The sequence below is a fragment of the Streptococcus sp. SK643 genome (genome assembly GCF_000259505.1).
Lineage (GTDB): Bacteria > Bacillota > Bacilli > Lactobacillales > Streptococcaceae > Streptococcus.
On the sequence record NZ_AJMM01000012.1, the window covers coordinates 1 to 20,913 of the forward strand.

The window sequence follows — 20,913 nt, forward strand, 5'->3', positions numbered from 1 at the left end:
GTTTACAGCTGGTGCGCCTGTTTCTCCGTATGCTGGAACATTGTTTACAGCTGGTGCACCTGCTTCTCCGTATGCTGGAACATTGTTCACTACAGGGTCTTCACCATTTGTAGATAAAGGTCCTGTATATTCTGGAACTTCGTTAACAGCCGCTAAGACAAAGTTAGCACCACCTTTATATTCTGGAACTTCATTAACAGCTGCTTCTAAACTATTAACTCCACTGTTGAATTCTGGAGCTACCTCAGATACAGGAGCATCAGCCGCATTAACTCCTCCACTATATTCTGGAGCATCGGCTACAGTAGGAGGTGTTGTATCATTTACTCCACCATTGAAATCAGATCCATTATCTCCAGAAGGAGAGTCACTAGGATTCACACCACCATTGAATTCAGGAGCGTTAGGAGCTGTTGGTACTTCGTCAGGTTGTTTAGCATCATCAGAAGGTGCATCACTAGGATTTACACCTCTACTAAAGTCTTTCGGCTCTTCACCCTTAGGAACTTCTTTTAAGTTTTCGATGTAACCTAAAGTTGCGTTGTAATCCTCAGTTAGTTTGGCAATTGCATCGTCGTCCTCTTGAACTGCTTCATTCACTTCGTCGAACTCGGCTTTAGCTTCATCAGAAGCTGCTTGAGCAGAAGCAACTGAAGCTTCTAGTTTAGTGACTGCATCTTGCAATCCATCTTGGATAGCTTGATCCGCATTGTTTTTCTTAGCAGTTTCAAGAGCAGTTTTAGCTTTTTCTAAAGTTTCTTTTTGTTTCTCTAATGCAGCATTTTTCTCTTCAGCTACCTTAGCTTTTTCAGCAGCGTCAGCCTTATCTTCCTCTGCTTCTTTCGTTAATTTTTCAATTTTTTCAGCTAAATCATCAGCGATATCTTGAAGTTTTTTAACAATTGGTTTAGAAGCTTCTTTTTTAGCAGCTTCATCAATTTTTTTAGTTTCGTCAGCAGTTAATTCTTTAGTTTTATAAGCTTCAGGAGCTTTATCTTTTGTGTTGGCATCGTTGAGGAATTCATCTATAGCTTGAGTAGCTGTAAGAACTCCATCTTCAATCGCTTTTAGTAAAGCTTCTTTACCGATTTCAGCTTTTGCTTCTTCGATAGCTTTCGCTTTATCTTCTGGCTTGATGCTATCATCCTTGTTGACTTTATCTTCAGCCTTTTTTTCAAGTTGCTCTAAAGCACCTTTCAAAGCTTCTAAGTTAGCTGCTTCTTCTTTTTTAGCGTCTTCTTCTTTTTTAACTTCTTCTTCAACTTTAGCTTTTGCTTTAGCTGCTTCTTCTTTAGCCTTAGCTAATTCAGCTTCTGCGTCAGCTTTAGCTTTGTCTGCTTCTGCTTTTGCAGTCTCAGCAGCAGTTACATCAGCTGCTTCTTTTTTAGCTTTAGCTGTAGCTTCTTCAACCTTTTTAGCTTCTTCAGCAACTTTCTTTTCTAATTCAGCAACTTTAGCATCAGCCTCTGCTTTAGCTTTAGCAGCTTTTTCAGCTTCGGTTGGTTCAGCTTCTTCCTCTGGAGTTTCTTCTGCTGGTTTAGCTGGTTCTGCAGCTTCTTTTGCTTCTGCTTTTTTTACTTCTTCAAGAAGATTATCACGTTTTTCAGTTAAATCTTGAATTTCAGCTGTAGCATCTTGAACTTTCTCAGCAGCTTCGTCAAATTCAGATTTGGCAGTATCGCGTTCTTTTTCAATCGCAGTTACAGCTTTTTCTAATGGTGCTGTGATATCTTCAGCAAATCCGTTATCTTTAGCGGATTTAAGAGCTTCTTTTGCTTCTTTTAAAGTATCTTCCTGTTTTTTTAGTGTTTCAGCTTTCTTTTCAGCATCAGCTTTTAATTTCTCAGCATCATCCGTTAAGTTTTCAATTGTTTCAGTTAAATCATCAGCCTTGTCTTGCAATTTTTCTGATGCAGGACGAGCAGCATCTGCTGCTTCACCTTCTTCAATTCCCCCTTGCACCTCTTCAGGAAGCTTGTCCTTAGATACAGGAGTTTCTGTTTTAATTGTTGGATTAGTATCTTGTGCTTTTTCAGCATCATCTGCTAACTCAGCAAGAATATCAGAAGCACTTAATTCACCAGACTCAACAGCCTTTAATAATTCTTCTTTTGCTTTTTTATCAAGCAACTCGTTATCAGGCATTTGTTTCAAAGCTTCAGTTAAACCTTCTTTAGCTTCAGCTTCTTCTTTTGCGGCCGCTTCTTCTTTTGCGGCCTCTTCTTTTGCTTTAGCGTCAGCTTCAGCTGCTTTAGATTTAGCATCAGCTAATTCGTCATCAGCAGTCTTTTTAGCTTTTTCAGCTTCGACTTTTGCAGTTTCAGCGTCAGCAGCTTCTTTTTTCTCTGTTTCAAGTTTAGTAGCTGTAGCAGTTGCTGTAGTAGTTGTTGTATCTACTTTTTCTTGCGCTGCATCAACTTTAGCATTAGCTTCTTTTTCAGCTTCTTTAGCTTTTTCTACTTCAGTTTTTGGAGTTTCAGCCGCAGGTGTAGGCTTAGTTTCTCCAGTAGGTTGAGTAGCTGTTGGTTTGTCATCAGCTTTCACGACTGACGGTTGAGAGGCAACAAAAGCCGCCCCCAAAACAGCAGCACTTGCTAAGCTAGTTAAAATAATTTTCTTTTTATTCATCCTTTGGACCCCTTTTTGAGTATCATATTTAAGTACATTGTAACTCTTTTTTGGAATATAATCAAGTAATATGTTAACATTTGGGAAATATAGTGTTTATATATCCAAAAAACTAAAAAGAAAGCTTTTCTTAAGCTTTCTTTTTTAATATTAACATTATTAATAGTGAATCTATCTTCTACTGAATCCATTCACCATTAGCATTCACTCTATAGCCATCAACTGTCGTGTTTACAGCAAGCTTACCTGAAGAATATGAATAATACCATTTACCAGATACCTGATACCAGCCAGTCTTCATTGCGCCTGAATTATCAAGATAATACCATGAACCATTTTCTTTTAACCAACCTGTTTGCATTTCACCTGATGGTTTCAAATAATACCAACTAGAGCCATCTTTTAACCAACCAGTTGTTTTAGTACCATTTGATTTGAAATAATACCAACTATCGTTCACCTTTTTCCAACCAACACTAGAAGCAGTATTTGGTGTATTATTTAAGGCACTATTTGAAATTGCATTCGCACTATTTCCAGATTGATTTTGTAACGAAGTAGAACCTTCTAACTGGATATAACGACGATTCCCGCTATATGAAATATAACTTAACCACTTAAAGCCATCTTTTTCAATCACCTGATCGTAATGAACACTATCCCCAGGTTTATAATAAGTAAGCGTATCTGCATGAACTGAAGGTTGACTTTTCACAGCTGCTTTTGTCTTAAAATAATGAGTTCCTCTCGTTGAATAAGTAGGCTGAATCGTCACAGTCTGATTGCTAGATGCACTTAAAGAGCTGTTTGATTCTACCTTGGAACTACTTGGTACATCAATAGAACTAGTTGATAAATCTTTAAAATGGATAAAACCTGTCATAGTGTTTGCTTTGACTATTCGTTTATTATAGGCCCCTGTGTAACCATAATTGTATTCTTCAATCTCAATCTGATCTCCCATTACATTTGAAACCCAGGCAACATGACCATAACCACCTGCTGTAGACCAGGCAATCGAACCAACTGCTGGTATATTATCAACACGATAGCCTTCACGACGAGCACGGTAACCCCATTCCTTAGCATTCCCATAAGCTCCTGGTAGCTCAAAACCATTCACACTACTCAAACGAAAGGCTGCAAATGAAGTACACTGACGAGAATACAACCTCCACTTATCTATGCCCTGGCTCCCATTTTTATAATAGGCAGGATAATCATCCCCACGAGCAAGAGACACATTGGCATAAACACTATCTCCAGCCGACAACATCATACCTAATACTAAAAATGGAACAACCTTTTTTGCTGACTTTCTCAAAGAAAATCCTGCTTCTGAGACTTTAAATAGAAATTTTTTCATTCTTCCTCCTTGAAAAATAGTATTAATCGAAGATGACCTTCACATAGACTATTCGAAGAAAAAATAAAAAGTGAGAAAAATTTCTCACTTTAATCAAGATAATGAATCAAATTCTTTTCTGTAAGGATATCTGAATAGGTGAAAGATTCAACATAAACATTCGCTTGTTTATCCCCTTCAACATCCCCAAATTCAACGATAAATAAGGATGGATAAACCTCAATTAACTTACCCAATCTATTTTTTTGTCGCTTACGGCCGTTTTCCAAAGTCATTTCAACGACTTGTCCTTCATGTGCCTTAATTTCTTCTTTGATTTTTTTCATCTTAGCGACATCTGTAAATGCATCTGACATCTTATGCCTCCCTCTTTGAGATACTTGAAAATTTATTGTATTCTTTTTGGAAAATTAATTCCACAGTTCCACGAGCCCCACTACGGTTTTTCTCGATAATGACTTCGATCTTGTTATTAGGTATTCCTTCTCCTTCTTCACCACCACGTTCATAATAATCGTCACGGTATAAAAAGGCTACGATATCAGCATCCTGCTCGATAGATCCAGATTCACGAATATCAGACAAGACAGGTCTCTTATCCTGACGTTGTTCTACTCCACGAGAAAGCTGACTAAGAGCGATTACTGGTACCTTTAGTTCTTTGGCAAGGATTTTTAACTGACGTGAAATTTCTGAAACCTCTTGTTGGCGATTTTCTCGACCAGTTCCTGTAATAAGTTGGAGATAGTCAATCAAAATCAAGCCCAGATTCCCCGTCTCTTGTGCTAGTTTTCGAGCACGAGAACGTATTTCTGTAATTCGGATACCCGGTGTATCATCGATATAGATACTAGCGTTCGCTAAATTTCCTTGGGCGATGGTATATTTCTGCCACTCCTCATCGGTCAATTGACCTGTACGGATAGAGTGTGACTCCACCAAACCTTCAGCTGCTAACATACGATCTACCAAGCTCTCTGCACCCATTTCCAGTGAGAAAATAGCGACAGTCTTGTCTAATTTAGTCCCAATATTCTGAGCAATATTCAAGGCAAAGGCTGTCTTACCAACCGCTGGACGGGCTGCCAAGATAATCAACTCTTCCTCATGAAGACCAGTAGTCATATGGTCCAAATCACGGTAACCAGTCGCAATCCCAGTAATATCTGTAGTTTGTTGCGAACGAAGCTCAAGATTGCCAAAGTTGACATTCAGCACATCACGAATGTTCCTAAAACCACTTCGATTGGCATTTTCACTAACATCGATTAGACCTTTTTCAGCATGAGCAATGATTTCATCCGCGGGCTGTGAAGCCTCATAAGCTTGATTGACAGACTCTGTCAACTTAGAGATAAGTCGACGTAGCGTAGCTTTTTCAGCAACAATCTTAGCATAATACTCCGCATTGGCAGAAGTTGGAACCGAGTTAACAATTTCAACTAAGTAAGATAAACCACCAATATTCTGCAGATCTCCTTGATCATCAAGAATCGTCCGAACCGTTGTAGCATCTATAGCATCCCCACGATCTGAAAGATCGACCATAGCTTGGAAAATCAAACGATGGGCATACTTAAAAAAGTCTCGAGACTCAATATATTCTCGCACAAAAACAAGCTTACTCTCGTCTATAAAGATAGCACCCAAAACAGATTGTTCAGCTAAGATATCTTGGGGTTGCACTCGTAACTCTTCGACTTCTGCCATTAGACTTCCCTTCCTTTTACAAGATTGTTAAGAAGGTATAAACTTACCCTTCCTTCACTCGAAGATTGATAACACTTGTAATATCTTGGTAGATTTTCACTGGTACATCAATCAAACCAACTGCTCGAATTGGTGCTTGCACTTGAATATGACGCTTATCGATCTTAATGCCGAATTGCTTTTGCAATTCTTCAGCAATTTTCTTGTTAGTAATTGAACCAAAGGTACGACCATCTGGACCAACTTTTTCAACAAATTCTACAACAGTTTCTTCTGCTTCAAGTTGCGCCTTAATCGCTTTTGCTTCAGCAATCATCTCAGCATGAGCTTTTTCTTCTGATTTTTGTTTTCCACGAAGTTCACCCACTGCTTGAGCAGTCGCTTCCTTAGCTAGGTTCTTTTTGATTAGGAAGTTTTGTGCGTATCCTGTTGGAACTTCCTTGATTTCCCCTTTTTTACCTTTTCCTTTTACATCTGCTAAAAAGATTACTTTCATTCTTCTTTCTCCTTTTCCTTTATTTCATTTAATATAATTTCTGTCAGTTTTTCACCAGATTCTGACAAGGTCATATCCTTAATCTGAGCAGCTGCCAAATTAAAGTGCCCTCCTCCACCTAGCTCTTCCATAATCCGTTGTACATTAATTTTACTACGACTTCGAGCTGAGATAGAGATAAATCCTTGTGTATTCTTGGCTAAAACAAAACTCGCTTCAATTCCAGACATAGCTAGTAAAGCATCTGCTGCCTTACTAATCACTACTGTATCATAGCATTTTGAGTCCTTAGCCACAGCTATTAATACATCTGAGCCTAATTTATGCCCCTCTAAAATGAGTTCATTGACTTCACGGTATTCGTCAAAATCAGTCGCTGCCATTTCTTGGATCGTCACACTGTTGCTTCCTCGAGTTCTGAGATAACTAGCAACATCAAATGTCCTGCTAGTTACCCTTGAAGTAAAGTTTTTAGTATCCAGCATCATACCAGCCATGAGTACACTAGCCTGCATATGGCTCAAACGATTTTTCTTTGAATTTTGGAACTGAATCAATTCTGTGACCAATTCACAAGCACTGCTCGCTCCACTTTCGATATAAGTAATAACAGCATTATCAGGGAAATCTTGATCTCGTCTGTGATGGTCAATAACAATGGTTTGTGTAAACAAATCATAGAATTCTTTAGACAAGGTCAAGGCTGTTTTCGAGTGATCCACCAATATCAATAAAGAACGCTGCGTTACCATACCTAAAGCATCCCTAACAGATATCAATTTCGTAACTCCATCTTTACTTAAAAATGAGACGGCACGTTCAATATCTGGTGACATGTGTTCATCGTCATAAACAGCATAACTATGTTCCGTAATATTACTTGCAAACAACTGCATACCAACAGCCGAACCCAAGGCATCCATATCTAGATTTTTATGACCAACTACAAACACTTGATCGACACTACGAATCTTATCAGAAATGGCTGTCATCATGGCTCTTGTTCGCGTACGTGTACGCTTGATTGAAGCTGCAGAACCGCCACCAAAATAAACTGGATTTTTCGTGTCGTCATTTTCCTTGACTACTACCTGATCTCCACCACGAACTTCAGCTAAGTTCAAGTTCAATAAAGCAACCTTTCCGATTTCATCATGATTGCCATCGCCATAAGAAAATCCCATACTTAAAGTCAAAGGTAATTGTCTCTGTTTAGCTTCTTCACGAAAAGCGTCAATAACAGAAAACTTATCATTCATCAATTCCTCAAGCACAGTATAATCAGAAAATAGATAAAAACGATCCATGCTGACACGACGAGAAAACATAGCATATTTCGCTGCAAATTCTGACACAAAATTAGCTACAAAACTATTTATATGACTAATGTCAGACTCTGAAGTTTCGTCCTCTAAATCATCGTAATTGTCAACAGAAACAACTCCAATGACTGGTCGACTCGTTACCAATTCAACAGTTGCTTCGTACTCCCCAGACACATCAAAAAAGTAGAGAACACCTGATTCCTTATCCAGATGAACTGCGTAACGGATTTCACCCAAGGTAGCATATGATCCTGGATTTCCAACAGAAGCTTTGATTATAGTTTGAATTAACTCAACACTAATTTCACCTTCTTCATTAGTGAGAATCAGCTCTGCATAAGGATTCAGCCATTCCACGTCTCCACTAGACAAATCTAATTTAATAACCCCAACAGGCATCTGCTCTAATAAACTCGTCAAACTCTCTTCAGCTTGTTTGTTTACATACTGTAGCTCTTCAATGTCACTTTTTTCATACTCTTTTTTTTGTAGCATAAATAAAAACAGATAAAGAAGAATCAATAAAAATAAGAGACTAATTATTAAAAAAATACTTTTTGAAAAAATAATCAAAGTTGTTAAGATACCAAAACTCACAATTCCGATAAGAATCACAGAAAACGGGGGTAAATAATTCTTTTTCATTCTAAACCTCTTGCGCATTATTATATCATAAAAGCCTATAAAAAGCGACCTTTTAAGAGACAGGATCTACTTAGTAAACCAGTGCCTATCTTAAGGAAAAACTATATAAAAAGAGGGCAATCATATGACGAATGAATCAACTCACATCAAGAATCTAACATAAAAAAGAAGGAAACAAGTCCTTCTTCTTTTAACTATCTAAAAATTTAGTTGTTACGTTTAACAAATGGAAGTGCTCCAAGAACCAATCCAAGGAATCCTACTGATGTCAATGCAGCATTTTCTGTCGCACCAGTCTTTGGAAGTTCTTTCATACCTTCTGCTTTTGCAGCTGATTTTTTACCTGATGTTGCTACATCTGATTTTTTATCTGATGCAGTTGCTGGTGCTTTTGTATCTGATTTTACATCTGATTTTTTACCTGGAGCTGGTTTAGCTGGTTCTTTAGCTGGTGCTGGCTTAGCTGGTTCTTTAGCTGGTTCTTTAGCTGGTGCTGGTTTAGCCGGTTCTTTAGCTGGTGCTGGTGTTGGAGCTGGAGCTGGAGCTGGTGTTGGTGCTGGAGCTGGCTCTGGTTGAGGTCCGAAAAGATCAGGAATCATTGTTGGAGTATCATCCCCAACACGTTTAATTGATGGATCTACAACTCTATCAGCCTTTACAACTGAAGGTTGAGTAGCAAGGAAGCTTGCTCCTAAAACGGCAACACTGGCTAAGCTAGCAACGATAAATTTTTTCTTATTCATGGTTTGTCTCCTTTATTTTTTCAATTTGATATTTTACCACTTTTTTTCATAAAAATCAAGCTTTTTACTGACTCCTAAAGCTAAAATATGATAAGTAAGACGTGAAAATGGATTTTGCTATAGAGGATTCCGTCCTCTTCGTTTACCTTTAATGTCTTTTTTAATGTAATCAAGATATTACAAAATATCCTTATCCAATATTTTTAATTTAACAATACAAAAAAGAACTCCATCATACTATGCTAATGATTAGAAAGTGATCTATCTTAATACTGACATTCTGTTTAAAAATTAACATTAGTAAAGCAAAAAGCCAGTAATACTAAGATTACTGACTTTTCTTTATGTTTAGCTTATAAAATCCATCCTATGTGACTGATTTTATTGCTTAGATAGTGCGCTTAATAGCTATTCACTATCTCGTTGGTGTGTAAGTTAATTGATCCTTGTGTTGTTTCAAAAACTCAGTCATTTCTGAGTCTGGAATTTGACGAAGGTAGAGATTTGAACGAATAGTCTCATCTTCTTCACGACAAGTCGAAAGAACCAAGTATTTATCTTTTGCAGATACTTTCACATTTGGTTTCTTAATTTGCGCCTCATCATAAACAGCTGATAACTGGGTTTCAAAATCCTTATCATCATCAAAAGAAGTACGATAAAATGCTGTCGTTTCTGGTACGATAATCATGGCGATAGCTTCATAATAGTACTTTCTCTCAGGTGTTTCAATTACTACATATGGATGTTTATCAAAAAACTCTTGCTTATCAAAGTAGTTGACATCGTTAAACATACGATGGTCCCCTACCTTACTACCACGTGCGTGACCAAACAACCAAGTTAAGCGATCGCTAAAATCCTTTTTGTTATCTGTATCCATAAAAACTGTACCCAAGTAAGGTTGGTAGCCACCATCAAAGGTCTTATCTAGATAAGTCTCATTATCAGTTGTTTGTACCACTGGCTCATCTAGCTCAGTTCCAGGAATATTGACATAGGCGATACTTTCTTTATTGATCGCACTATACTTATCAAATCTATCTTTTAGATACTTCTTTTCTTCCGCACTAACCGTATAGCTTGGTTTCTCAGCCTTTTGAGTAACTTTTACATCACTTTGTTGCTTCTCAGATGTTGTAGGTGCTAAGAAGCTATTGTAAACAAAGAAGCCTCCAACAACAATAACGACGAAAGTAAGGATGGAAGCTATTATTTTACCAATGGGTGATTTCTTTCTCATAGAACTTCTACTCATCTTCTTCTCCTCATAAATTACCAAAAAAATCACTGAAACGAAGTTTCAGTGATTAAGTACTTCATTAAATAAATGAATTATTTAGCTGCACTTGTTTTTGGAAGAGCTTTTTGACCTGCTGCTTTAGCTGCACCTGGTTTAGCTGCGTCTTTACCAGCTGCTTTAGCTTTACCAGTAACTACAAATTCACCTGGTTTACCTGGTACAGGTTTCAAATCTTCACCAGCTGCTTTGAATTTAGCTTTAGTTGAGTCAGCATCAGCGTTGTTAAGACCTTCTTTAGCGTATGGTTTAAGTTCAGCTGGTCCTTCACCAAAGAAGTTGTCAGCTTTAACTTCTTCTTTGTTGTTAAGGTCTCCAGTGTGAAGGTAACCTTCGTTGTTAGCAAATACTGGTGATGCTGCAGCGAATACTGCAAGTGCAGCTACTGATGATAATAAAACTTTTTTCATAGTTTTATCTCCTTTTATTTTTCTTTAATTATTTTTGTAAGGATTGCCTTACTAACTATAGTATATCACATTTATTAAAGTTGTCAAGATTTTTTGATTGTTTTTTCACTTTTTTTAAAAATTTTTTTAGCTTCTTTGGTGCAGTAAAGTTGAGCCTTCAATTCTTTAAATTAAGAAGCAAAATGAGCACCCAAATTGATGAATATAGGCACTAGTTTCCCTAGCATCCATCAATCTAGAGCGATTTCTACGAATCCACATCAAGTGAGAAACAGACTTGAAAGGTAAAAAACCCGAGAAATATCTCAGGTTTGCTCATTAAATCTTTTTCTCAATACTAAAGAGTGGAGAAAGTGGCCGTTTTTCGTGGATACGGACGATCGCATCCCCCAATAGATGAGCGATAGAGATTTGCTCAATCTTATCAATCAAACGCTCTTCAGGGAGATAGATAGTATCTAGCACCACTAACTTCTTAATAGCTGATTTTTGGATATTGTCCATAGCAGGACCAGAGAGGACTGGGTGTGTACAGCTTGCGTAGACTTCCACTGCACCAGCTTCCGCAAGAGCATCCGCCGCATGGCAGATCGTACCAGCCGTATCAATCATATCATCAATCAAGATACAAGTCTTGCCTTCTACCTTACCGATGATGTTCATGACTTCACTGGTATTCATCTTATCAACACTACGACGTTTGTCGATGATAGCGATAGATGTTTTCAAAAACTCAGCCAACTTACGGGCACGAGTCACTCCACCATGGTCTGGACTGACAACTACATAGTCTGAACCAACCATACCACGACGCTCAAAATAATCTGCAATTAAAGGAGCCCCCATCAAGTGGTCCACAGGAATATCAAAGAATCCCTGAATCTGTGCAGCATGCAAGTCGATGGTCAATAAACGATCCACTCCAGCGACTTCAAGCATATTTGCAACCAGTTTAGAAGTGATTGGCTCACGCGCTCTCGCCTTTCTATCCTGACGTGCATAACCATAATAAGGCATAACAACATTGACAGACTCTGCACTGGCACGCTTCAAAGCATCTACCATAATCAAAATTTCAAGCAGATTGTCATTTACAGGCGAGCTTGTTGATTGTAGGATAAAGACGTGTTTCCCACGGATAGACTCTTCGATATTGACTTGAATCTCTCCATCTGAAAATTGGCGAACACTTGATTTCCCCAACTCAATCCCAATCTCCTGCGCCACACGTTTTGCCAATTCTTGATTAGAAGAAAGGGCAAACAGCTTTAATTCAGAAAAAGACATGATTTCCTCCGGTATATATGTATCGCTTGTGCTTTTCACAAGATTTTCCATCTACCATTGTAGCGTTTTTTCTAGTATTTTTCAATCAAAAATAAAAAGAAGGGTACGATATTTGTACCCTTATCTATTTTTCTAGATTATCTCTTGGTCCTGTTTCTTTACAAAGAGATAGGCTTGATAAAAAACATAGAGAGTCATCGCTGTAACGAGCGGAATCGCTAAAGGCACCTCTGTCTCAAGCTCCACAAATGGAGAGTTAAAGAGGAAGTGTGCACCCAAGGCCAACCCTAAATAAGCAAAGCCCTTTTTCTTATCAACCTGCTGACCTTTAAAGGCTCTATAAAGCAAGTAAACACCTACTACAGCCAGACCTGAAAACGTCCAGTGAGAAGCAACACCTGAGACGATACGCTCCAAAATTCTCGAAATCGTAAGGTCAAATCCCTCTGGCAAGTCTGTACGAATATAAGAAATATCCTCAATCATTTGGAATCCTAAACCAGAAGCAATCCCAAGTAAAAATAAGGATTTCAATTTTTTAACAGGAAGCAAAGCTACCACAAAGGCAAGAGGCAACAACTTCAAAGGTTCCTCTACCAATGGTGCCACGATAGCACTTTCAAAGGCATTTAAAAAGCCACTATCTGGGAAAAGTACACTCAAGAAATCATGGATGTAAGTGTTAGCAAAGCTTGATAACCAACCTGAAATAAACATCCCACCTAATAGGGATAGTATCAAAGCGTTTTTGGGAACTTCCCATTTTTTCCCAAGACGACTTAGGACAAAGGTAGCAGGAATCATGTAAAAGAGAGCTAAAAAGAGGGCTGACCCCATCAACTTATAGTCTGCTTCTGACATAGAACCATTGGTAAAATAACTCGTTTCATACTGTAAACCAATACACAACAATAAAATAAAAATAAATAGGATATTCTTTTTCTTCATACACTTCTTTCTAAAAATCGTTTTATAATTCTACGACGGTCATACTTCCCGTATCCACATCATAGACAGCACCAGAGATGATGACATCTTCTGGTATAAGGGGAGAATCGATGAGGAGTTGCATATCCTCACGCACACTCTCTTCTATATCTTGGAAAGGTAAAAAGTCTTTATCTGAAACATCAACTCCTAGTTCTTCCTTCAGATACTCTTGAAAAGAACCATTCTCAAAGGTCTGAGCTCCACAGTCTGTATGGTGAAGCACTACGATTTCCCGCGTCCCCATTTGTTGCTGGGAAATAACCAATGAGCGAATCATGTCTTCTGTCACTCGACCACCTGCATTCCGCAAGATATGAGCATCCCCAAGAGCAAGTCCTAAAGCTTGGGCAACGTGTAAACGAGAGTCCATACAGGTAACGATGGCTACTCTTGTTTTAGGTCTAAGTGGTAGATTTAATTGTCCATGAAGGGCAACATAGGCCTGATTGGCTTGTAAAAACTGTTCAAAATAAGACATAACAACTCACTTTCTAGTCTATCAGATAATTTGAACACCAAATTATTTATATCCTATCTTACCATCTTTTCTTTGTCTTGTCAGTTGTCAACCTTCATATAAAAAAACTGGGACAGAGACATCCAGCTTCTAGCTTGGGCTTCTGTCCTAGTTTTATTTTATGAACCTTTTTGGATATACTTATTGAGCGATCCTGCAAAGCTCTGAAGATTGAGACTTTGTACGTAGACCTCACCAGTTCCTCGGAAGGTATTCACCACTCCTTCGCCTGTACCAATAGACTGCCAGAAGCTATTTTCTAAGTGGATATTATAGTCCAAAGATTGACTCCAAGCCACCACATGGGCATTGTCAATGGTTATTTCTTGGTTTTGTAGCTCAATTTTCTTGATAGAGCCAAAAGCATTGGCCAAGAGAGTTCCCTGGCCTTGGGTAGTCATCACAAAGAGACCGCCTTGCCCTCCGAACAGAGCTTTACCAATAGACTGACTCTCCATAGTATAGGAAGCTGTACCATCAAGAGCTAGAAAAGCCCCATCATTCAGTCGATATTGTTTTTCACCTAGTTCAAGAGCAATTACTTGCCCAGGAGTATCTGGGGCTAGAGCAAGGTTCCCGTTATCAGACTCTGCTACAGCTTGAGTAATGAAGGTGCTTTCACCAGAAACCATTGAACGTCCTACAGCTTTAACAAAACGTCCCAAACCTGAACCGCTAGCATTGAGCTGGGTATTGAGACTTACGTTAGGCGTGTGGTAAACCATACTACCTCGCTGGATATAGACGGTTTCTCCTTGATTGAGTGACAACTCTACCAAAGGAAATTGCATATGACTGTCCATAGAAAATTTCATAAGAAATTCCTCCTTGTTTTAATAAATGTTAGCAATAAAATAATTAGTCATCTAAAGCTGACCATAACTATTAGGAGAATACCTTTTTCAAGACTTCCTGAATCGTTGTCACCCCAATCACCTGAATTTCCTGAGGTGGTTGAATACCAGTCAAGGAATTTTTCGGTACATAAATCTTAGTAAAACCAAGTTTTGCAGCTTCGTTGATGCGTTGCTCAATACGATTGACACGGCGAATCTCTCCTGTCAATCCAAGTTCTCCTACAAAACATTCTTGAGGATTGGTTGGTTTGTCCTTGTAACTGGAAGCAATAGCAACCGCAACAGCCAAATCAATCGCAGGCTCATCTAGTTTGACACCGCCAGCGGATTTGAGATAGGCATCCTGATTTTGCAAGAGAAGTCCTGCCCGTTTTTCCAAAACAGCCATAATCAAACTAGCACGATTGAAATCAAGACCTGTCGTCGTCCGCTTGGCATTCCCAAACATAGTCGGTGTAACTAAGGCCTGTACCTCCGCTAGAATAGGACGCGTCCCTTCCATGGTCACAACGATTGACGATCCCGTCGCCCCGTCTAAACGCTCTTCTAAGAAAACTTGACTAGGATTAAGCACTTCAACCAAGCCACCCGACTGCATCTCAAAAATCCCAATCTCATTAGTAGAACCAAAACGGTTTTTGACAGCTCGCAAGATACGGAAGGTATGGTGACGCTCCCCTTCAAAGTAAAGGACCGTATCCACCATATGCTCCAACATCCTCGGCCCAGCCAAAGTTCCTTCCTTGGTCACATGACCTACGATAAAGATGGCAATGTTATTAGTCTTAGCCAACTGCATGAGTTCAGCCGTCACCTCACGCACCTGAGAAACAGAGCCTTGCACTCCTGAAATCTCAGGAGACATGATAGTCTGTATGGAGTCGATGATGAGAAAATCTGGCTGGATGCGCTCCACCTCAGCTCGAACACTCTGCATATTAGTCTCTGCATAGAGATAAAACTCGCTATCAATATCTCCCAAACGCTCTGCTCGTAGCTTGATTTGCTGAGCAGATTCCTCCCCACTGACATAGAGAACAGTTCCCACTTGAGATAGTTGAGTTGAGACTTGTAGGAGAAGGGTTGATTTTCCAATCCCAGGATCTCCACCAATCAGGACAAGACTTCCTGGAACAACCCCTCCACCAAGTACACGATTAAATTCTTCCATCTCAGTCTTGGTTCGGTTAACATTGATGGAAGTCACCTCAGCTAGTTTCATGGGCTTGGTTTTCTCACCTGTTAAGGATACACGCGCATTCTTGACCTCAGCAACCTCAACCTCTTCTACAAAAGAAGACCAAGACCCACAGTTAGGGCAACGCCCCAGATATTTAGGGGAATTATAGCCACAATTTTGACATACAAATGTCGCTTTTTTCTTTGCGATGATAAACCTCTTTCTATATCTCTATCTCACACTCAATTACTTGGCAAAAATCAATCTTCTCATTTGGCACAAACTGCCGTATCAGCATACGATGGGCTACCACTAGTACTGTCTGGTAGTCTCGGTACTTAGCCATGCATTCTAGAAAACGAAACTTTATCTCCGTAGCTGTCTCATATTGAATAGGACTATTAGGAAGTAACTCCCCCTTATTTTCTAGAAACATAGTACGAGCTTTTTCAAAATTATTTGTGCCACCTTCATAGACCTGCCATTCATGCAATAAAGGCTCTACTCTCAAAGGAAGTCCAGTAACACAAGCCACATAAGAAGCCGTTTCTAAAGCTCTTGTGACTGCAGAAGATACGATTATTTCAGCTGAAGAGAGTAAAGGATTTTTGCTCAGTTCCTGAGCTTGCTGCCGTCCCTTCTCAGACAAGGGTGCCAAATCTATCCCAAATCCCGTATAAGAACGCTCCTCTAACTCATGGTAATCTGGCTCCCCGTGACGCACAAAGATAATCTTCATCCTAGTGACCGGTTGACCCAAATCCACCAGTCCGCACGCCGTCTGCCTCATCTCCATCCGCAATTAAGAAAGGAGCAAAGACAGCCTGAACCACACGTTCTCCAACTTCAAGAACAACCTCTTGGTCTGTGATATTCTTCATCTGAGCAAAAATATGCCCTTCATTGCCAGGATTTCCATAATAATCCCCATCAATAACCCCAACTGAGTTGATTAACACCAACCCCTTTTTACGAGGGTTTGAAGAACGATCATAAAGATAGAGGACCTCCGTCGGTTGCATATAAGCCTTAACCCCAGTCGGAACTAATACAATCTCTCCTGGCGCAATCACCGTACGCTCCGCCACCTTTAAATCATAACCAGCCGCATGCGCCGTCTCACGCTTTGGCAGTAAATTTTCATCTGTAAAACTAGAAACCAATTCAAAACCACGAATTTTCATCATTTTCTCTTTTCTATTATCATTTATTCTAAATTATTCTAACCTATTTATTCGGAAAAAGCACGAAAAAAAGAGCACACAATTCAATTCGCTTAGGGCTGCTGGATTCCTCCCCTGACCCGCTTCACGCAGAACTGTTGCTCCACTATTTATTATATCACATTCCTATTCATTTTAAAAGCAAAATTATTTTTTACGGCGATTTCTAAAAAAGTCCTGCATAATGCCTGCACATTCACCTTCCAAAATTCCTGTTTCAACTTCTACACGATGATTGAGCCGCTCATCTGTCAAGATATCATAGAGGCTCCCCGCAGCACCAAATTTCTGATTCTTAGCCCCGTAGACAACCTTAGGTATACGTGCTAAACCAATAGCCCCACTACACATAACACAAGGTTCAATGGTGACAAACAATGTGCAGTCAAGCAAACGCCAACTTTCTTCACTCGAGTTCGCATTTTCGATAGCCATAATTTCAGCATGCATAACTGCCCGTTGCAATTCCTCACGAGCATTATGCCCTCGACCTATGATTTCTCTATCCTTAACAATGACACAACCAATAGGAATTTCATCATGATTTAGAGCAATCTCTGCCTCCTTCAAGGCTTCTCTCATAAATGCTTCTTTTTCTTCCAGCGTATAATCCATTTTTTTCTCTCTGTTTCTAATAATTCTCTTCAAAATTCTCTTCAAACCATACATGCCTTTATCCTAATGATTTGGCCTATGCTATTTCAACCTCAAAATACTGTTTGAGAAGATTTTTATCTACATTCTTAGTTTATTATTTCCATCAATTCTCTCATTATACCATGTTTCAGCAGACAAAAAAAGCCACCGAATTCGGTGACTTTATAGGGAGATTATTATGAAAAAGAAAAGTTTAGGATATCTGTTACAACAAGTTAGGAGGTCTTCTTGTAACTGTCTATAGTATACCCGACCTGTCTTAAACTAATCTTAAAAATCTCTTATGACCAAACACTTTCTAAAATATTTGTCTGTTCACGACCAGGACCTACTGAAAAGGTTGAGATACGAACACCTACTAACTCACTAATACGGCGAACATAATTGCGAGCATTCTCTGGAAGGTCTTCCAAATTACGAACTCCAGTAATGTCTTCTGACCAACCTGGTAACTCTTCATAAATTGGTTTGCAGCGCTTCAACTGCTCAAGACTTGCTGGATAGTAGTCGATACGTTGACCATCAAGATCATAAGCCACACAGATTTTCACTGTATCCAAACCACTCAAAACATCGATAGAGTTCAATGAAAGGTTAGTAATACCAGAAACACGACGACTATGACGCATCACAACTGAGTCAAACCAACCTACACGACGTGGACGACCAGTTGTTGTACCATATTCATGACCAATTTCACGGATGCGCTCTCCAACTTCATCAAACAATTCAGTTGGGAAAGGACCGTCCCCCACACGACTCGTATAAGCCTTACATACACCAACAACCTTGTCAATTTTACTAGGACCAACACCAGAACCAATGGTCACCCCACCAGCCACAGGGTTTGATGACGTAACAAATGGATACGTACCTTGGTCAATATCTAGCATAACACCTTGTGCACCTTCAAAAAGCACACGTTTTCCATTATCAAGGGCATCATTCAAGATTACTGAAGTATCTGTCACATATTTCTTGATTTGTTGACCATATTCGTAATACTCTTCAAAAATATCATCGAAATCAATCGCTTTACTGTCATACAATTTTTCAAACAAACGATTTTTTTCAGCCAAATTACGTTCTAAACGTTCACGGAAAATTTCTTTATCCAAAAGATCCGCAATACGAATTCCCACACGAGCAGCTTTGTCCATATAAGCTGGACCAATTCCTTTAATCGTTGTACCAATCTTATTGTCACCCTTTGCTTCTTCTTGCAAACGATCTAACTCGATATGGTAAGGTAAAATAACATGTGCACGATCAGAAATACGTAAGTTATCTGTCGTAACACCTTCCTCATGCAGATAGCTCAACTCTTTCACAAGAGATTTTGGATTTACAACCATCCCATTTCCAATTACAGAAATCTTTTCAGGGAAGAAAATCCCAGATGGAATTAAATGCAACTTAAATTTTTTACCATCAATCACAATGGTATGACCTGCATTATCACCACCCTGGTAACGAGCAATTACTTCTGCATTAGCTGAAAGAAAGTCTGTAATCTTTCCTTTACCTTCATCACCCCATTGGGTACCAACAACAACAACTGAAGTCATAATTTTTCTTTGTCTGAGCCCTCAGGCTCTTCCTTTCTCACATACATGGCAGGAATCTCACCTGCAATTATATCTTACAATTTATTATAAGAAAAAATCACTTATTTATCAAGAAGAAAAGACAAAAAGATTTGCTATTTCCAACTATTAAACATTCTTAAAAAGAAAAAAATAGTAAATTATTATATAAAATCATATAATAATAAATTTTGTTCGGAAATATCTATAGAGTTCTTAGCAGGTTATAAGAGTTCTCTGTATGATCAACTTTTCAAGATACAAACGATAAGCAGCCCGATAATGGTAAACTACAAACTTACAACTATGATCAATACCATATCTAACTAAATAGTAAATTAAAAACTTAAAATGAAGATGAACCCATTCCAAATCATCAGCGAATACGTCAGCATATTCTTCTTCAATGATTTCATAAAAGTCCGACATTTGCTTATAAATTTCTTGTAGCATGATAATCTACCCCTTTTCTTTATTATGGTTTAATTGTAACAAAGAAAAAATAAAATTTATTAACAATTTCTCAACTGTCAAAGTCTTAGTCTCAACAAACCGAAAATAAAACTAATGATATCCCACATAAGCAAATTTTTTACATAAGGAATACTATATTCCGATATAAAATTGTCTAAACTTAAATCCTTAAACACTAATTGTTCCCAAAGTAAATAAACAAGATGAACTAATTTAAAAACTCTACTATCTGTAATGATTAAAAAACCATGGAAAATAAAGTGTGAAGTTTATTGAAACTTCATTTGTCAAATTAAGCTAAACAGTCTCACAAACTCAGAAATTACCTAATAGCCTTCCGATATCTAAGGATTTACGTAAAATATGATTTCTTTTATTTCTCTCTTCATTGAAATCCATCTGCTTTAGCAAACCATCACGATGTAAAACTCAATTTGATTGTTCCTTAAAACCACGTTATCCTAGATAGCTTAGATCCACAAAAAATACAAATATCGTAATGATTTGAAAAATATACCACAATCAAACCTAATGAATATGAGGAAATGGACCTAAAATTGTACTAGCCATCCTTGGATAGCTTCTACAACTTCGTTTTTCCTGCAATTCGAGAACTTCTACCTGAAAATCAATTTAGATTACAGTTCTTCTAAAGTAACAGATTCCCTTCTCCAATCTTTACAAACAATCGTATCACATTCCAAAAGTCAAAACTCTTCTTGGAACTCAAGATAAGTGGAAAATCCAACTATTATACTGCACTTAATATCTAATTGTTCTCCAAAATGAGCTTTCTTTGGAAAAAGGCCTCTATAGACTAAACGATAAAAACTGCGCATATTACAAGGAATTTTTTCAGGTACAGTTCTACTAATCAAATTAATAATCCAAACTTATTCAAAATAAGATTGAAAAAACACGAGTTGATTCTCAAACGAGTAGAGTTTGTCATCAACTACGCCGCTTCTTTTTGGAGTTATAAGTATTCTAGCAGTCCATAACCGAGTTTCCAATCTTTTAGAAATGGATAACTTTTAAATAATTTAACGAGTTTGCTTCAATTTTTGATAAATCTCAATCATTCCAAACTAATTTTCAACTAAATAGGTATAAGTTATTTAAATATCTTTTCAGAAAATGCATTTTTAAAGTATTACATAAACAGCTTTTTGTCTAATTTAATATTTCAAATCGATCTATCTTAAAACTAGATTATAACCCCACGCAATTAACATTATTCTGATACCATATCTTAAGTAGCTTCATATTCGACAGTATATAAAAGAAAATTTATTAATTAGAACTAAAATAGAAATGAGAATCTTATCTTTTTTAGGTAAATAAAGAGTCCCCTTTCTTAAGGGGTTTTTATATCATTGTTTTTAGACTATCAAAATAAACAAAAAAGAAGGTATAATACCTTCTTTACTTACTTTATTACTCCGCCAGTAGGACTCGAACCTACGACATCATGATTAACAGTCATGCGCTACTACCAACTGAGCTATGGCGGATTAAA

General features: G+C 38.1%; 19 protein-coding genes, 1 tRNA gene and 1 other RNA gene. All 21 read right to left on the minus strand.

Features of this window, described 5'->3' with window-relative positions; translation table 11 throughout:
* A partial coding sequence (locus tag HMPREF1117_RS06310) for an SIALI-17 repeat-containing surface protein (protein WP_001035217.1) occupies positions 1-2,628 on the minus strand: 2,628 nt, incomplete at its 3' end.
* A gap of 178 nt (positions 2,629-2,806) precedes the next feature.
* The gene (locus HMPREF1117_RS06315) at positions 2,807-3,994 is read right to left on the minus strand and encodes an SH3 domain-containing protein (protein WP_000713951.1); all 1,188 of its coding nucleotides are present in this window, start codon (positions 3,992-3,994) and stop codon (positions 2,807-2,809) included.
* A gap of 89 nt (positions 3,995-4,083) precedes the next feature.
* Complete coding sequence (locus tag HMPREF1117_RS06320) at positions 4,084-4,350, minus strand: Veg family protein (RefSeq protein ID WP_001278163.1); 267 nt, start codon at positions 4,348-4,350, stop codon at positions 4,084-4,086.
* Between the two features lies 1 nt (position 4,351).
* The gene (gene dnaB, locus HMPREF1117_RS06325) at positions 4,352-5,704 is read right to left on the minus strand and encodes a replicative DNA helicase (RefSeq protein ID WP_000852484.1); all 1,353 of its coding nucleotides are present in this window, start codon (positions 5,702-5,704) and stop codon (positions 4,352-4,354) included.
* A 43-nt stretch (positions 5,705-5,747) separates the two neighbouring features.
* Positions 5,748-6,200, minus strand: coding sequence for a 50S ribosomal protein L9 (rplI, locus tag HMPREF1117_RS06330; RefSeq protein WP_000864214.1), 453 nt, complete (start codon positions 6,198-6,200; stop codon positions 5,748-5,750).
* Complete coding sequence (locus HMPREF1117_RS06335) at positions 6,197-8,170, minus strand: DHH family phosphoesterase (protein ID WP_000742599.1); 1,974 nt, start codon at positions 8,168-8,170, stop codon at positions 6,197-6,199. The genes rplI and HMPREF1117_RS06335 overlap by 4 nt, the downstream gene beginning before the upstream one ends.
* 206 nt (positions 8,171-8,376) lie before the next feature.
* The gene (locus HMPREF1117_RS11900) at positions 8,377-8,913 is read right to left on the minus strand and encodes an LPXTG cell wall anchor domain-containing protein (protein WP_001035200.1); all 537 of its coding nucleotides are present in this window, start codon (positions 8,911-8,913) and stop codon (positions 8,377-8,379) included.
* A 415-nt stretch (positions 8,914-9,328) separates the two neighbouring features.
* Positions 9,329-10,171, minus strand: coding sequence for a class B sortase, LPKTxAVK-specific (gene srtB / locus HMPREF1117_RS06340; protein WP_000091631.1), 843 nt, complete (start codon positions 10,169-10,171; stop codon positions 9,329-9,331).
* A gap of 77 nt (positions 10,172-10,248) precedes the next feature.
* Positions 10,249-10,623, minus strand: a complete 375-nt coding sequence (locus HMPREF1117_RS06345) for an LPKTxAVK-anchored surface protein (protein ID WP_000757006.1) — start codon at positions 10,621-10,623, stop codon at positions 10,249-10,251.
* A gap of 318 nt (positions 10,624-10,941) precedes the next feature.
* Positions 10,942-11,910, minus strand: a complete 969-nt coding sequence (locus HMPREF1117_RS06350; RefSeq protein WP_000010314.1) for a ribose-phosphate diphosphokinase — start codon at positions 11,908-11,910, stop codon at positions 10,942-10,944.
* 132 nt (positions 11,911-12,042) lie between these two features.
* Complete coding sequence (locus HMPREF1117_RS06355) at positions 12,043-12,858, minus strand: PrsW family intramembrane metalloprotease (protein ID WP_000728660.1); 816 nt, start codon at positions 12,856-12,858, stop codon at positions 12,043-12,045.
* A gap of 22 nt (positions 12,859-12,880) precedes the next feature.
* Positions 12,881-13,378 (minus strand): beta-class carbonic anhydrase, encoded by a 498-nt coding sequence (locus HMPREF1117_RS06360; RefSeq protein WP_000119801.1) that lies wholly within the window; start codon positions 13,376-13,378, stop codon positions 12,881-12,883.
* A 158-nt stretch (positions 13,379-13,536) separates the two neighbouring features.
* On the minus strand, positions 13,537-14,232 hold the full coding sequence (locus HMPREF1117_RS06365; protein WP_000672726.1) for a TIGR00266 family protein: 696 nt from the start codon (positions 14,230-14,232) through the stop codon (positions 13,537-13,539).
* A gap of 70 nt (positions 14,233-14,302) precedes the next feature.
* Entirely contained in the window at positions 14,303-15,664 is a 1,362-nt protein-coding gene (gene radA / locus HMPREF1117_RS06370) for a DNA repair protein RadA (protein WP_081480260.1), read from the minus strand.
* 13 nt (positions 15,665-15,677) lie between these two features.
* On the minus strand, positions 15,678-16,244 hold the full coding sequence (locus HMPREF1117_RS06375) for a histidine phosphatase family protein (RefSeq protein WP_007556742.1): 567 nt from the start codon (positions 16,242-16,244) through the stop codon (positions 15,678-15,680).
* The gene (locus HMPREF1117_RS06380; protein WP_000701981.1) at positions 16,195-16,638 is read right to left on the minus strand and encodes a dUTP diphosphatase; all 444 of its coding nucleotides are present in this window, start codon (positions 16,636-16,638) and stop codon (positions 16,195-16,197) included. The genes HMPREF1117_RS06375 and HMPREF1117_RS06380 overlap by 50 nt, the downstream gene beginning before the upstream one ends.
* Positions 16,639-16,694: 56 nt before the next feature.
* Positions 16,695-16,792, minus strand: an RNA gene (ffs, locus tag HMPREF1117_RS11600) — signal recognition particle sRNA small type.
* 32 nt (positions 16,793-16,824) lie between these two features.
* Positions 16,825-17,292: a tRNA adenosine(34) deaminase TadA gene (gene tadA, locus HMPREF1117_RS06385; protein ID WP_025171584.1), complete on the minus strand. Its 468-nt coding sequence runs from the start codon at positions 17,290-17,292 to the stop codon at positions 16,825-16,827.
* A 323-nt stretch (positions 17,293-17,615) separates the two neighbouring features.
* Positions 17,616-18,902: an adenylosuccinate synthase gene (locus HMPREF1117_RS06390; protein WP_000205047.1), complete on the minus strand. Its 1,287-nt coding sequence runs from the start codon at positions 18,900-18,902 to the stop codon at positions 17,616-17,618.
* Between the two features lie 234 nt (positions 18,903-19,136).
* The gene (comW, locus tag HMPREF1117_RS06395) at positions 19,137-19,373 is read right to left on the minus strand and encodes a sigma(X)-activator ComW (protein ID WP_000938775.1); all 237 of its coding nucleotides are present in this window, start codon (positions 19,371-19,373) and stop codon (positions 19,137-19,139) included.
* A 1,461-nt stretch (positions 19,374-20,834) separates the two neighbouring features.
* A tRNA-Asn gene (locus HMPREF1117_RS06400) sits at positions 20,835-20,908 on the minus strand.
* Positions 20,909-20,913: the final 5 nt, after the last annotated feature.

Bases quoted from the DNA above. Each gene is read 5' to 3' on its own strand.
- HMPREF1117_RS06355 (WP_000728660.1), bottom strand. From the start codon at position 12,858: ATGAAGAAAAAGAATATCCTATTTATTTTTATTTTATTGTTGTGTATT.
- HMPREF1117_RS06360 (WP_000119801.1), bottom strand. From the start codon at position 13,378: ATGTCTTATTTTGAACAGTTTTTACAAGCCAATCAGGCCTATGTTGCC.
- HMPREF1117_RS06315 (WP_000713951.1), bottom strand. From the start codon at position 3,994: ATGAAAAAATTTCTATTTAAAGTCTCAGAAGCAGGATTTTCTTTGAGA.
- HMPREF1117_RS06345 (WP_000757006.1), bottom strand. From the start codon at position 10,623: ATGAAAAAAGTTTTATTATCATCAGTAGCTGCACTTGCAGTATTCGCT.
- srtB (WP_000091631.1), bottom strand. From the start codon at position 10,171: ATGAGTAGAAGTTCTATGAGAAAGAAATCACCCATTGGTAAAATAATA.
- dnaB (WP_000852484.1), bottom strand. From the start codon at position 5,704: ATGGCAGAAGTCGAAGAGTTACGAGTGCAACCCCAAGATATCTTAGCT.
- HMPREF1117_RS06375 (WP_007556742.1), bottom strand. From the start codon at position 16,244: ATGAGGCAGACGGCGTGCGGACTGGTGGATTTGGGTCAACCGGTCACT.
- HMPREF1117_RS06335 (WP_000742599.1), bottom strand. From the start codon at position 8,170: ATGAAAAAGAATTATTTACCCCCGTTTTCTGTGATTCTTATCGGAATT.
- HMPREF1117_RS06320 (WP_001278163.1), bottom strand. From the start codon at position 4,350: ATGTCAGATGCATTTACAGATGTCGCTAAGATGAAAAAAATCAAAGAA.
- rplI (WP_000864214.1), bottom strand. From the start codon at position 6,200: ATGAAAGTAATCTTTTTAGCAGATGTAAAAGGAAAAGGTAAAAAAGGG.
- HMPREF1117_RS06380 (WP_000701981.1), bottom strand. From the start codon at position 16,638: ATGAAAATTCGTGGTTTTGAATTGGTTTCTAGTTTTACAGATGAAAAT.
- HMPREF1117_RS11900 (WP_001035200.1), bottom strand. From the start codon at position 8,913: ATGAATAAGAAAAAATTTATCGTTGCTAGCTTAGCCAGTGTTGCCGTT.
- tadA (WP_025171584.1), bottom strand. From the start codon at position 17,292: ATGGATTATACGCTGGAAGAAAAAGAAGCATTTATGAGAGAAGCCTTG.
- HMPREF1117_RS06350 (WP_000010314.1), bottom strand. From the start codon at position 11,910: ATGTCTTTTTCTGAATTAAAGCTGTTTGCCCTTTCTTCTAATCAAGAA.
- HMPREF1117_RS06365 (WP_000672726.1), bottom strand. From the start codon at position 14,232: ATGAAATTTTCTATGGACAGTCATATGCAATTTCCTTTGGTAGAGTTG.
- HMPREF1117_RS06390 (WP_000205047.1), bottom strand. From the start codon at position 18,902: ATGACTTCAGTTGTTGTTGTTGGTACCCAATGGGGTGATGAAGGTAAA.
- comW (WP_000938775.1), bottom strand. From the start codon at position 19,373: ATGCTACAAGAAATTTATAAGCAAATGTCGGACTTTTATGAAATCATT.